The following is a 13,431-nucleotide window of genomic DNA, read 5'->3' on the forward strand; positions in this document are numbered from 1 at the left end:
GCGCGGCTACCCCAAGCGGGGATCGTTTGCGTGTAGAAATAGTTTCAACGGGGGTCTGGCTGCTCAGGCGGCTACACGATCGACGCGCGGACCGAACGTAAGGAAAGAGAGTGAGCTCATGCGAGTAGGCCTTGCCACGGAGGACCGTCGCCGGTCCCGGGCAACCTTCCGGACAAAGGTCGTCGGCGCACTGGCAGCGATGCTGGTACTGCCGATCGCCGCGGGCTTGACGACGGCCGGAACCGCGGCAGCCGCGCCGGCACCTGCTCAGGCCGCACCGGCCGTGACCCAGAACCCCACCGGCGCAGCGGTCACGAAGGTCGACTGGCTCAGTGAGCGTCGCGTCGCGCTGTGGGTGAACTCTCCCGCGATGGGCACCCCGATTCAGGTGCAGATCCTCTTGGCTCGCGATTGGAACGTCAATCCGTCGGCCAGCTTCCCCTCGGTCTGGATGCTCGACGGTCTTCGCGCGACCGACAACGAGAACGCCTGGACCTACGAAACCGACGCCGAGTCCTTCTACGCGGACAAGAACGTCAACGTCATTCTTCCCGTCGGCGGTCAGTCCAGCTTCTACTCCGACTGGCTGCAGCCCGACAACGGCAAGAACTACCAGTGGGAGACGTTCCTGACCAAGGAACTGCCCCCCATCCTCGAAAAGGACTGGCGGACCACGCAGACGCGCGGTGTCGTCGGACTGTCGATGGGCGGAACGTCCGCGATGTTCCTCACGGCGCGAAACCCCGGCTTCTTCAAGTTCGCGGCTTCGCTGTCCGGCATCCTCACCACCACCTCGCTCGGCATGCCTCAGGCAATCCAGTTCGCGATGACCGACGCCGGTGGATACAACTCCGCCGCGATGTGGGGACCGCCGTCCAACGCACAGTGGGCTGCACACGATCCGTATGCGCTCGCCGAGAAGCTCAAGGGCGTCAGCCTGTACGTCTCGAGTGGTAGCGGTACGACCGGCCCGTACGACCAGCCGTCGGGAATTCCCGGCGTCAGCACCAACTACGCAGGTATGGGCCTCGAGATCCTCGCTCGGCTGACCTCGCAGACCTTCGCGACCAAGCTCAACCAGCTCGGCATCCCCGCGCAGGTCAATTACCGCCCGTCAGGAACCCACTCGTGGCCGTACTGGCAGTTCGAGCTTCATCAGCTGTGGCCGCAGTTGGCCAACGCCATCGGCGTCGAGGTCGAGAAGCCGGCTTGCGGCACTTCGGGTGAGATCGGTGCGACGGCCGCAGCCAACGGTTGGATCGGCGACTGCATCACCCCCGAGTACAGCGTCGCGGGTGGCCTGGCACAGGACTTCCGCAACGGTCGCATCTACTTCACCAGTGGAACGGGCGCCCAGCCTGTCGCCGGTCGTATCGCCGGCGCGTACATGAACACCGGAGCAGCGGCCGGCCCGCTCGGCTTCCCGCGCACTCCGGAACTCGGTACCCCCGACGGACGCGGACGCTTCAACCACTTCCAGAACGGCTCTATCTACTGGACCCCGCAGACCGGTGCTCACCCCGTCAGCGGCGACATCCTCGCCGAGTGGTCCGCACAGGGATGGGAAGGTGGCCCGCTCGGCTACCCGACCGCTGACGAGATCGCGACGCCCGGCAAGCCGGGCAAGGTTCAGGGATTCGAGATCGGCGCGATGTACAGCAGCGCCAACGGAACTCACGCGGTTCTCGGAATGATCATGGGCAAGTACGGCGAACTCGGTTGGGAAAACGGCTGGCTCGGATTCCCGAAGTCGAACGAGGTTCCGATCAAGGACAACGGACGCTTCACCGAGTTCGAGGGCGGCAACATCTACTGGAGCCCCGGCACCGGTGCATGGTCCGTCGAGAACGGCCCGCTCTTCGACGGCTGGAAGAGCGTCGGATACGAGGGCGGCCGCCTCGGATTCCCGATCAGTGACAAATTCGACATCCCCGGTGGTGTCCAGCAGAACTTCCAGTTCGGCTACATCACGGTGATCGGTGACAAGACAGAAGTTCACTAACTCACAGTGGTGCACGACGGGCGGGCCCGATCACGGATCGGTGCCCGCCCGCGTGCGTTGCGTAACCTGTTGATGGACTTTCGACTGAAGGCAAGGACGGACATTGATGTCGCTTTTCTCGGGTAACCGAAACACTTGTGCACGCGCGATCGCGGTCGGCGCCTTGGCGCTCGCCGCGGGCGGCGCGCTTGTCGCGTGCGGTAGTGACGACTCCACTGCAACCTCCAATCCGGTCACCACGACGTCCGCTGCGGCTTCGTCCTCGAGCGGTTCGGCGTCTGCGTCCGCCTCTGCGACCACGACGGCGTCGGCTGCGCCCACCAGTCCAGGAGCAGCAGCCACTGCGCCGCCGGAGCAGCCGCAGAGCATCGAAGGCTTCCCAGGCCCCACAGTCGTCGAGGTCAGTCCAGAGGCACAGAAGTTCCTCGACGGACTGAAGGCGAAGGGCATCACCCCAGCCGGTGACGGAAGCATCGCCGTCAACACGGCCAATTACATCTGCGCTGCCGGTCCTCAGACCGACGACGAGGTCCTGACCTTCGTGACTGCCTTCGTCGGCCAGGAAGCGTCGGCGGAAGGCAAGCAGATCACTCCCGAGCAGGCAGGTGCGAACGCTCAGATCTATATCGACGTCGCCAACACCACCTACTGCAAGTAGGCGCGGGTCATGGCGAGGTCTGGAAAGCGTCGTGGGTGCCTGATCCCGCTGCTGATCATTATTGTGGTCGCAGCGGTCGTGATCGGCGGTTGGTACATCCTGGCCGGGCGGGTGCCTTCGCCGACTCCGATCCCGCCGAGTCCGGAGCCACCGGTCTCTCAGCCGGCCAGTTGCCCCGATGTCCAGGTAGTAGCCATACCGGGTACGTGGGAGTCGAGCGCTACCGACGACCCGTACAACCCGACGGCCAATCCGGCGTCGTTGATGCTGAACGTGACCCGTCCTCTGCAGGAGAAGTTCGATAGTTCGAGGGCCGACGTCTACACCGTTCCTTACGTCGCACAGTTTTCGAATCCGGTTGCGATCCCGCCGGACGGACAGCAGTCCTACAACAACAGCCGGGCTGCGGGAACTGCTGCCACTAACGACTTTCTGATGAAGCGGCACGCCGAGTGCCCGCTCACGAGCTACGTTCTGACCGGATTTTCCCAGGGCGCGGTGATCGCGGGTGACGTCGCCGCGAGTATCGGCGACGGTACCGGCGCGGTGCCTGCCGATCTGGTTCTGGGCGTGGGCTTGATTGCCGACGGTCGGCGCGATCCGGCGTTCGGGAACACGGTTGGCCCGAGCGTTGCCGGTGTCGGTGCCGAGCTGTCGCTGAACGGGCTGAAGCTTCCCGGTCTCACGATGACCGGCCCGAGGCCAGGCGGATTCGGTGACCTCAACGACCGGACTTATCAGATCTGCGCGCCGAGCGACGGTATCTGCGACGCTCCGGCCGCCGCTCTCAATCCGACCAACTGGTTGAGTTCGGCGCCGCGGCTTCTCGAGTACTACAACAACCCTGTGCACGCGATGTACAACTCCTTCCAAGTCGATCCGAACGGCACGACGGCCACCCAATGGATGGCACAGTGGGCTGCGGAGCAGATCGACGCCGCACCGACACCGCCCCACAGTTGAGTCACCGCCGCACTGTTGATTCGTCACAATCGGGCGTCTCGGGAGTTCGCTCGCGGGTAATCTGCTCGTTTGGTCCCGGTAGAGTGCTGCACGGTCCGGGGGCGTCCTCTACAGTGCTGTCACGTAAGTGACTGGCGAGTAGGTTCGATTTGTCCGGTTTCGAAGTCCGAGTACGACGTACGTGTCCATCACAGGAGAATCGCTATATGAGTTCCACCCACGGCAGCGATGCCCTACGCAAATTCCGGTTTGCGGCCGGTGGCGAGGGCAACGCCGAAGAGGGTGGTGCGCGACGTTTCGTCAAGCTTGCGCAGAAGGCCGAGGAACTCGGCTACGACTCGTTCATGATTCCGGACCACCTGGGTAATCAGGTCGGACCGATCGCCGCTCTGGGAGCGCTCGCAGTGGCCACGGACAAGATCCGTCTGGGCACTGCCGTGTTGGCCAACGGCTTCCGTCATCCTGCTGTGCTCGCGAAGGACGCGGCGACTATCGACGTGCTGTCCGGTGGTCGACTCGAACTCGGTATCGGCGCAGGCTGGATGAAGGAAGAGTTCGACAAGGGCGGCATCGCATACGAAAGCCCCGGCGTTCGCATCGAGAAACTCGAGGAGTCTCTGCAGATTCTCGACACACTGCTGCGCGGGCAGGAATGCACTTTCGAAGGCAAGCACTATCAGGTGCGTGGCCTCAAGGGCAGCCCGCGGCCGCGGCAGGGCCCGCGGCCACCGATCATCGTCGGTGGCGGTGGACCGAAGATGCTCGCTCTCGCCGCGAAGTACGCGGACATCATCTCGGTCGCCACACCGACCAACCGTGACGGGCGGCTTCTGCTCTCCGGAATCACGATGGAAAAGACCATCGAACGTGTCGAGCGGATCCGCGAAGCTGCCGGCGAGCGTTTCGATGAGATCGAACTCAACTGGACCATCACCATGATCATGATCACCGACGATCGAGAGCAGGCTGCCGAGATGGCAATCGCCGCTCTGGACCAAGGTTTTCCGCCGAACATCGAAGTGGATCGTAAGCTGAGCGTGGAGGAGTTGCTGAACTCTCCATACCTGGCTGTGGGCACTTTCGAGGAAATCGCAGACCAGATTCGACTGGTCCGTGAGAAGACGTCGATGTCGTACGTCGGGGTCTTCCCGACGCAGATGGAAGCGTTCGCCCCGATCATCCCGTTACTGGCGGGCGAGTAGGCCGGAGAATACGGACGATGCGAATCTGTAACATATCGATGGTTTGGGATCGATGAAGTGATTCAGGTGAGTTGCGCACAAAGTGCGATTCGATTGATCGAAGATGGACCCGAGAGAGCGAAGGAAGTCTGGGGCGCAGGCATGAAAGACAGTGCTTGTGTGATCGCTTCGGAGGAGATGGAATGAACGCGCTGTTCGATGGCTTTCTCGACGAGAAGGGCCAGATCCGCCTGCAACCAGGCTTCACGCTGGTCGACTACGTCGAGCAACACTCGCGTGTCAACGCGGACGAGCTCGCGTATCGGTACATCGATTACTCACGCGAGCGTGACGGTGAAGCCCTGGAGCTGACCTGGGAGCAGTTCGGTGTGCGTCTGCGCGCTGTTGCAGCCCGTTTGCAGCAGGTCACCAAGCGTGGCGACCGTGTCGCGATTCTTGCGCCGCAGGGGCTCGACTACGTCATTTCGTTCTTTGCCGCCATTCAGGCAGGTTCCATCGCGGTGCCGCTCTTCGATCCGGACGAGCCTGGCCATACCGACCGTCTTCACGCTGTTCTCGGTGACTGCAAGCCGACTGCGATTCTGACTGCCGCATCGTCGGCAGCCGGTGTTCGTCAGTTGTTCCGCTCGCTTCCCGCTGCCGAGCGTCCGCGCATCATCGCCGTCGACGCGATTCCCGACACTGTCGGTGAAACGTGGGTTCGTCCCGACATCGAACTCGACGACATCGCGTACCTGCAGTACACCTCCGGTTCGACCCGAGTTCCCGCCGGCGTGGAGATCACCCACCGCGCTGTCGGAACGAACGCGCTGCAGATGGTCGACTCCATCGAACTCAACGAGGACTCACGCGGCGTCACGTGGCTGCCGCTGTTCCACGACATGGGCCTGCTGACGGTCATCCTGCCTGCTCTGGGCGGCAAGTACATCACCATCATGAGCCCGCGCGCTTTCGTGCAGCGGCCGTACCGGTGGATCAAGGAACTGGCTGCGGTTTCCGACGGCGCAGGCACCTTTGCCGCCGCTCCCAACTTCGCTTTCGAGCACGCTGCCGCGCGCGGCCTGCCGAAGGACGGCGAGACCCTGGACCTGAGCAACGTCATCGGCCTGATCAACGGCAGTGAGCCGGTCACGACGTCGTCGATGCGCAAGTTCAACGACGCTTTTGCTCAGTACGGTCTGCCCAAGACTGCGATCAAGCCGTCGTACGGCATGGCCGAAGCGACGCTCTTCGTCTCCTCGACCAAGCATTCCGACGAGGCCAAGGTCATCTACGTCGACCGCACGGAACTCAACAAGGGCCGCATGGTCATCGTCGACCAGTACTCCGAGAACGCCATCGCACAGGTCTCCTGTGGGTACGTCTCGCGCAGTCAGTGGGCGGCGATCGTCGATCCCGAAACTCTGACCGAGGTCCCCGACAATCACGTCGGCGAGATCTGGTTGCACGGCGAGAACATCGGCATCGGCTACTGGGGTCGCCCCGACGAGACGGCGGAGACCTTCCACAACAAGCTGGACAATCGGTTGAGCGAAGACAGCCACACCGAGGGCACGCCGACGGATGCCAACTGGATGCGTACCGGCGACTTCGGTGTCTACGTCGACGGCGAGCTGTACATCACCGGTCGCGTCAAGGACCTCGTGATCGTCGACGGTCGCAATCATTACCCGCAGGACCTCGAGGCTTCGGCTCAGGAAGCCAGCCCCGCCCTGCGCCCCGGCTTCATCGCTGCGTTTGCCGTACCGGCCAACCAGCTGCCTTCTGTCGTGTTCTCCAACACGCACTCCGGTCTGAAGTTCGACGACGACGATTCCTCGGAGCAGTTGGTCATCGTGGCCGAGCGTGCTCCCGGCGCAGGCAAGGCCGATCCGCAGCCGATCGCGGACACTGTGCGTGCGGCGATTTCTTCCCGTCACGGTGTTACGGCCCGAGACATCCTGCTCGTCCCCGCGGGTTCGATTCCGCGTACGTCCAGCGGCAAGATCGCTCGCCGCGCGTGTAAGGCGAGTTATATCGAGGGAACGTTGCGAGGCGGCTATCAGCAGACCGCATTCCCCGATAGCGTTTGAGGAGCAGTCCCTTCATGATCGGTGGCTTGGTGAGTTGATGGTTGAACAAGATGGTGTGCAGAGCAAAGACGTTGTGAGCGAGATGAGTGTTGCGCAGCTGCGTGAGTGGCTTCGCAATTGGATCGCGAATGCGACCGGTCAGCCGGCTGGGTCGATCACCGACGATCGCCCGATGGAAGAGTTCGGGCTCGCCTCGCGGGACGCAGTCGCTCTGAGCGGAGACATCGAGGATCTGCTCGGCGTCACGCTGAACGCCACGGTTGCCTATCAACACCCCACCATCGCTTCGCTGGCTACTCGGATCATCGAAGGTGAGCCCGAGGCGCCGGAGGAGACCGTCGACGCGTCGTACTACGTCTCAGGCGCCACGACGGACGCCCACGACATCGCCATCGTCGGTCTGTCCACACGATTCCCCGGTGCCGGGCACACGCCTTCGGACATGTGGGAAATGCTGGCGGCCGGACGCGACGGCATCAGCGACCTCCCCGAGGACCGCTGGGCCGAGTTCATGTCGGATCCCGCCATCAAGGCCGCGGTCGAGAACGCCAACACCAAGGGCGGGTACCTCGACGACGTCAAGGGCTTCGACGCCGAGTTCTTCGCGATGTCTCCGCTCGAGGTCGTCAACGTCGATCCGCAGCAGCGCCTCGCCCTGGAACTCGCGTGGGAAGCGCTCGAGCACGCGCGCATTCCGGCCAGCGGGCTCAAGGGCAAGCAGGTCGGTGTTTTCATCGGCAGTTCCGCCAACGACTACCAGCTGCTCGCGGTCAGTGATCCGACGACGGCGCACCCGTACGCACTGACCGGAACGTCGACGGCCATCGTCGCGAACCGGGTTTCGTACTTCTTCGACTTCCGTGGACCGTCCATCGCTCTGGACACCGCGTGCTCGTCTTCGCTGGTTGCCGTTCACGAGGCTGTGCGTTCGCTGCGCAGTGGTGATTCCAACATCGCGCTGGCCGGTGGCGTCAACATGCTGCTGGCCCCTCCCGGAACCCTCGGATTCGACCAGACCGGGATGCTCGCTCCCGACGGCAAACTGCGTGCATTTTCCGCACACGCTCAGGGCATCGTTCGCAGTGAGGGCGGCGGACTCGTCGTGCTCAAGCGTCTCGAAGACGCCGAGCGTGACGGCGATTCCATCCTCGCGGTGATCGCCGGATCCGCGGTCAACCAGGACGGCCGTTCCAACGGATTGCTCGCGCCCAACCCGGACGCCCAGGCCGACGTGTTGCGTTTTGCGTACCGCGACGCCGGCATCGTGCCGACCACAGTCGACTACATCGAGGCGCACGGAACGGGTACCGATCTCGGTGATCCCATCGAGGCCGACGCGCTCAGTCGTGTCGTCGGTCGTGGCCGTGACGACGACAAGCCGGCTCTGCTCGGTAGTGCGAAGACCAACTTCGGGCACCTGGAAGCAGCTGCGGGCGCCGCCGGCCTGATCAAGGTCGTTCTGGCGATGCAGGAAAACAAGATTCCCGCGACGATCAACTACCTGGGCCCGAACCCGCACATCGACTTCGAGAAGGCGCACCTGCAGGTGACGCCCGAGGCCACCGACTGGCCGCGCTACACCGGCAAGGCTGTCGCCGGTGTTTCCGGTTTCGGTTTCGGCGGAACCAACGCGCACGTCGTGGTCAAGGAATACGTGCCTGCCGAGACGGTAGTGGATGCCCCTGTCGCCGATGCACCTGTGGAAGACGAGAGCACCGTTGTGCTGGCTGTGTCCGGTGCGCTGCCTTCGCGTCGTCGCCGCGCAGCTGCAGATCTGGCCGACTGGCTCGAAACCGAAGAGGGAAGCAAGACGCCCCTCGCCGACGTTGCCCGCACACTCGCGCGTCGCAACCACGGACGCTCGCGCGCCGCTGTTCTGGCGAAGACGCGGTCCGAGGCCATCAGCTCGCTGCGCGCCGTCGCCGCAGGCAAGCCGGCTCAGGGAGTCTTCTCGGCCGACTCGCCGTCGCCCAAGGGCGCGGTGTGGGTGTTCTCGGGCTTCGGCTCGCAGCACCGCAAGATGGCCAAGCAGCTCTACACGGAGAACTTGGCCTTCAAGGCAGCCGTCGACGAGGTCGATGCGCTGATCCAGGACGAGGCCGGCTACTCGATGGTCGAGATGTTCCTCGACGATTCGATCGAGTACAACGTCGAGACCGCACAGGTGGGAATCTTCACCATCCAGGTCGGTCTGGCCGCATTGCTGCGTCACCACGGCGCTGAGGCCGAAGCCGTGGTTCCGCACTCGATGGGTGAGGCCGCTGCCGCATACGTGTCCGGTGGTCTGAACCTGGAAGACGCTGTGCGCGTGATCTGTTCACGTTCACGGCTGATGGGTGAGGCCGAGGGCGCACTCGTCGGTGACGACATCCGTCTGATGGCACTGCTCGAGTACAGCGCATCCGAGATCGAGGCGCTGCTGCCCACGTATCCCAAGCTCGAGGTCTGCGTTTACGCAGCTCCGACGCACACGGTGATCGGTGGACCGCAGCCGGACATCGAGGCGATCGTCGCGGCCGCCGAGGCCGACGGCAAGATGGCGCGTGTCCTGCAGACCAAGGGCGCCAGCCACACCTCACAGGTCGATCCGTTGCTCGGCGAGCTTGCCGCGGAGTTGGCCGGTATCGAGCCGACCACGTTGAAGCTCGGCGTCTACTCGTCCGTCGACAAGGACACCTTCTACCGTCCCGGTCACGAGCCGATCCATCAAGAGGCGTACTGGGTCAAGGGTCTTCGCCACAGCGTGTACTTCACCAATGCGGTACGCGGTGCAGTTGCCCACGGCCACACCACTTTTGTCGAGCTTGCACCCAACCCGGTGACGCTGATGTCGGTGGCGGCTACCGCGTTCGATTCGGGCCTGCACGACATGGAACTCATCCAGACGCTCAAGCGTAAGGAAGACGAGTCCGCGGGTGTGCTTGCCGCTCTCGCGCAGCTGTACGTGCACGGCCATGCCGTGAACCTCGAGTCCTTGCTTCCTGCAGGCGATTTCGCCTTGGTTCCGCGTACTGCATTCCTGCGTAAGCCGTACTGGCTCGACATTCGCGTCAGTGCCGGCGGTTCGGCTCGCGTACCCGGTTCGCACGTCGCTCTGCCCGACGGCCGCCACGTGTGGGAGGTCGACGCATCCGCCGTCACCGATCTGGCTGTGCTCGTGAGCGCTGCTGCCGGACAGGTGCTCTCGGATGTCGCTCTCACCGCTGCCGTTCCGCACGGTGAGCTGACCGGCGCTGCGACCCTGACGACAACCCTCAACCCGCATCCGGGTGGAGCGTCGGTGCAGGTGCACGCACGCGAGGGCGCTACGTTCCGTTTGCTGTTCGATGCCGTCGTCACGTCCGGTGAGCCGCTGCCCGAGCTGGTCATTAGCGCGCCGGTCAAGACCAGTGCGCCGATGGAAACCCTGGCCGAGGTCGTCGAAGACGCCGGAGACAAGTGGGATCCGAACGGTTCGCAGAGCCTCGACGACCGCCTCAAGATCGTTGTGGCCGAGTCGATGGGGTACTCGCCGGAAGATCTTCCGGCCGAGGTTCCGCTCATCGAACTGGGTCTCGATTCGCTCATGGCGATGCGTATCAAGAACCGCGTCGAGTACGAGTTCGACATTCCGCAGCTCCAGCTCCAGGCAGTCAAGGACGCGAGCCTCAACGAGGTCAACAAGTACCTGCGCTACGCGATCGACAATCGCGAAGAGGTTCAGGCGATGGCCGACAAGCAGGCTGCCGAGAAGTTGGCAGCCGATGCGGCTGACGAGGACGCTGCTCCCGCTGAGGAGTCGGTGGAACTGCCGGCGACTGCTCCGGTTGCTGCTGCGCCTTCCGATCCTTCTCGAGCCGGAACTGCCGACGATGCCGGCTCCGATGTTCCGCCGCGAGATGCGGCCGAGCGCTTGACGTTTGCGACGTGGGCCGTCGTCGCCGGGAAGTCCGCCAAGGGTATTTTCAACGATCTGCCGATCGTCGGTGACGAGGTCGCCGAGAAGCTTGCTGCTCGGCTTTCCGAGCGTGCGGGCGGCGAGATCACTCTCGACGACGTTCTCGATTCCACCACCATCGAAGAGCTCGCGGACGTCGTGCGCCAGTACCTCGAGGACGACGGCAAGATCGACGGACTCGTACGCACTCTGCGTGCTCGTCCCGAAGGCTCCACTGCCGTACCGGTATTCGTCTTCCATGCTGCCGGTGGTTCGACGGTGACGTACGAGCCTTTGCTCAAGCGCCTGCCCGCCGGCACGCCGATGTACGGGTTCGAGCGGGTCGAGGGCTCGATCGAAACCCGTGCTGCTGCTTACGTTCCGCTGCTGCGTGAGATCCAGGGCGACGGACCGTACGTACTGTGTGGCTGGTCGTTCGGCGGCGTGATGTCGTATGCGGTCGCGAAGTTGCTGCGTGAGCAGGGCGCTGACGTGCGTGTGGTCGGACTGCTCGACACCGTCATGGCCGGCGAGGTAGTGCCGGACACCGAGGCGGAACGACGCAAGCGTTGGGAGCGCTACGGCAAGTTCGCCAAGCGCACCTACAACCTGGATGTTCCGCTGCCGCTTGACGTTCTGGCCTCCACCGAAGCGGACGAAGATCAGATCCAGATCTTGATGGACATGATCAAGATGAGCGGCGCCAAGATTCCCGGCGGCATCATCGAGCATCAGCGGACGTCGTGGTTGGACAACCGCGCCATCCAGACGGCCGAGTTCAGCAGCTACGACGGCGACGTCGTGCTCTACATGGCCGACAAGTACCACGACGAGTTGATGACGCTCGAGCCTGCATTCAAGACCCGCAAGGCAGATGGTGGTTGGGGTGACTACGTGAAGAACCTCGAGGTCGTCTACATCGGCGGGGACCACCTGCAGATCGTCGACGAGCCGTACATCGCGAAGGTTGCGGCAGACCTCACCACCAAGCTGGCCCAGATCGAGACAGCTCAGACCAAAGCAGCGGAAACCGGAGTTCAGAAGTGACGACAACCACCGCGGAGAAGCTCGCTGAACTCCGCGAAAAGTTGGAGAAGGCAAAGGAACCCGGCTCGGCTCGGGCCATTGCGAAGCGCGATGCAGCAGGGCACAGTACGCCGCGCCAGCGCATCGACATGTTGCTCGATCCCGGTAGCTTCGTCGAGGTCGGCGCCCTGGTGAAGATGGCGGGCGAGGACAACCCGTACAGCGACGGCGTCATGACCGGTCACGGAACTGTCGACGGGCGTCCGGTTGCCGTGTTCGCGCACGATCAGACTGTGTTCGGCGGTGCCGCCGGAGAGATGTTCGGCCGTAAGGTCGCCGCCGTCAACGATTTTGCACTGAAGGTGGGCTGCCCGGTCGTCGGTATCAACGATTCCGGTGGAGCTCGAATCCAGGATGCCGTTTCCTCATTGGCCTGGTACGCCAACATGGGTTCACGTCAGGAGCCCTTGTCCGGCGTCTGCCCGCAGATCTCGGTCATCCTCGGTAAGTGCGCCGGCGGTGCCGTGTACGCACCGATCAACACCGACGTCGTGGTCGCGACCGAAGAGTCGTACATGTTCGTCACCGGACCCGACGTCATCAAGTCGGTCACCGGCGAAGAGGTCAGTCTCGAGGATCTGGGCGGGGCGCGCAAGCAGGCGGAGTACGGAAACATCCATCACGTCGCTCCCGACGAGAAGGCTGCATTCGACTGGGTGCGTGAGTACCTGAGCTTCATGCCGTCCTCGTGCACGGAGAAGGCGCCGCTGATCAACCCGGGTCTCGAACCCGAGATCACCGAGTCGGATCTCGAACTCAACGCCTTCATGCCGGATGCCGACAATGCCGGCTACGACATGCACGACATCATTCTGCGGATCTTCGACGACGGAACCTTCCATGAAATCGGAGCCCAGGTCGCGCACAACGTGATAACCGGGTTCTCCCGCGTCGACGGCCTGCCCGTCGGTGTCGTGGCCAACCAGCCCACGTACCTCAGTGGCGCCCTCGATGCGGACAGCTCCGACAAGGCTGCCCATTTTGTGCGCCTGTGCGACGCTTTCAGTATCCCGCTCGTTTTTGTCGTCGACACACCAGGCTTTCTTCCCGGCGTCGATCAGGAAAAGGTCGGTGTCATCAAGCGCGGCGGGCGTTTCCTGTTCGCGTACATCGAAGCCACTGTCCCGAAGGTGACGGTGGTGGTTCGTAAGGCGTACGGCGGCGGTTATGCCGTCATGGGTTGCAAGCAGCTCGGTGCCGACATCAACCTCGCGTGGCCGACCGCTCGTATCGCCGTGATGGGTGCCGAGGGTGCCGTCAACATCATGGGACGTCGTCAGCTCGCCGAGGCGGGAGAGAACGCACCCGCGGTGCGTGCTCAGTTGATCAACTTCTACAACGAGTTCGTCGCGACGCCGTACATCGCGGCCGAGCGCGGATACATCGACGCGGTGATCGAGCCTTCGCAGACGCGTCTCGAAATCCGCAAGGCGCTGAAGTTGCTCAAGGACAAGACGATCTTCAAGAACCCGCGCAAGCACAACTTGATGCCGCTTTAGTACCTGAGGGGTACGGCCTCGAGGGTTCGGTCG

7 protein-coding genes are annotated in these 13,431 nt (G+C 63.5%); all 7 read left to right on the forward strand.

The features are described from left to right. Nucleotides 1-118 precede the first annotated feature (118 nt). Nucleotides 119-2,002, forward strand: a complete 1,884-nt coding sequence (locus tag FEZ59_RS06745) for an alpha/beta hydrolase-fold protein (RefSeq protein WP_021342458.1) — start codon at nucleotides 119-121, stop codon at nucleotides 2,000-2,002. A 106-nt stretch (nucleotides 2,003-2,108) separates the two neighbouring features. After that, the gene (locus FEZ59_RS06750) at nucleotides 2,109-2,660 is read left to right on the forward strand and encodes a DUF732 domain-containing protein (protein WP_021342459.1); all 552 of its coding nucleotides are present in this window, start codon (nucleotides 2,109-2,111) and stop codon (nucleotides 2,658-2,660) included. A 9-nt stretch (nucleotides 2,661-2,669) separates the two neighbouring features. Further along, complete coding sequence (locus FEZ59_RS06755; RefSeq protein ID WP_172932454.1) at nucleotides 2,670-3,623, forward strand: cutinase family protein; 954 nt, start codon at nucleotides 2,670-2,672, stop codon at nucleotides 3,621-3,623. A gap of 206 nt (nucleotides 3,624-3,829) precedes the next feature. Then, nucleotides 3,830-4,825 (forward strand): LLM class F420-dependent oxidoreductase, encoded by a 996-nt coding sequence (locus tag FEZ59_RS06760; protein ID WP_019746410.1) that lies wholly within the window; start codon nucleotides 3,830-3,832, stop codon nucleotides 4,823-4,825. Nucleotides 4,826-5,007: 182 nt separating this feature from the next. Further along, nucleotides 5,008-6,897 (forward strand): long-chain-fatty-acid--AMP ligase FadD32, encoded by a 1,890-nt coding sequence (fadD32, locus tag FEZ59_RS06765; protein WP_064073591.1) that lies wholly within the window; start codon nucleotides 5,008-5,010, stop codon nucleotides 6,895-6,897. A 37-nt stretch (nucleotides 6,898-6,934) separates the two neighbouring features. Continuing rightward, nucleotides 6,935-11,860: a polyketide synthase Pks13 gene (pks13, locus tag FEZ59_RS06770; protein WP_172932455.1), complete on the forward strand. Its 4,926-nt coding sequence runs from the start codon at nucleotides 6,935-6,937 to the stop codon at nucleotides 11,858-11,860. After that, nucleotides 11,857-13,398, forward strand: a complete 1,542-nt coding sequence (locus FEZ59_RS06775) for an acyl-CoA carboxylase subunit beta (RefSeq protein WP_019746413.1) — start codon at nucleotides 11,857-11,859, stop codon at nucleotides 13,396-13,398. The genes pks13 and FEZ59_RS06775 overlap by 4 nt, the downstream gene beginning before the upstream one ends. The last annotated feature ends 33 nt before the right edge of the window (nucleotides 13,399-13,431 follow it).

Source organism: Rhodococcus sp. MS13 (assembly GCF_013277835.1).
In the GTDB taxonomy this organism is placed as follows: Bacteria; Actinomycetota; Actinomycetes; order Mycobacteriales; family Mycobacteriaceae; genus Rhodococcus_F; species Rhodococcus_F erythropolis.

Coding starts and splice junctions, on each gene's coding strand:
- FEZ59_RS06745 (WP_021342458.1), top strand. CDS start 119: ATGCGAGTAGGCCTTGCCACGGAGGACCGTCGCCGGTCCCGGGCAACC.
- FEZ59_RS06750 (WP_021342459.1), top strand. CDS start 2,109: ATGTCGCTTTTCTCGGGTAACCGAAACACTTGTGCACGCGCGATCGCG.
- FEZ59_RS06755 (WP_172932454.1), top strand. CDS start 2,670: ATGGCGAGGTCTGGAAAGCGTCGTGGGTGCCTGATCCCGCTGCTGATC.
- FEZ59_RS06760 (WP_019746410.1), top strand. CDS start 3,830: ATGAGTTCCACCCACGGCAGCGATGCCCTACGCAAATTCCGGTTTGCG.
- fadD32 (WP_064073591.1), top strand. CDS start 5,008: ATGAACGCGCTGTTCGATGGCTTTCTCGACGAGAAGGGCCAGATCCGC.
- pks13 (WP_172932455.1), top strand. CDS start 6,935: ATGGTTGAACAAGATGGTGTGCAGAGCAAAGACGTTGTGAGCGAGATG.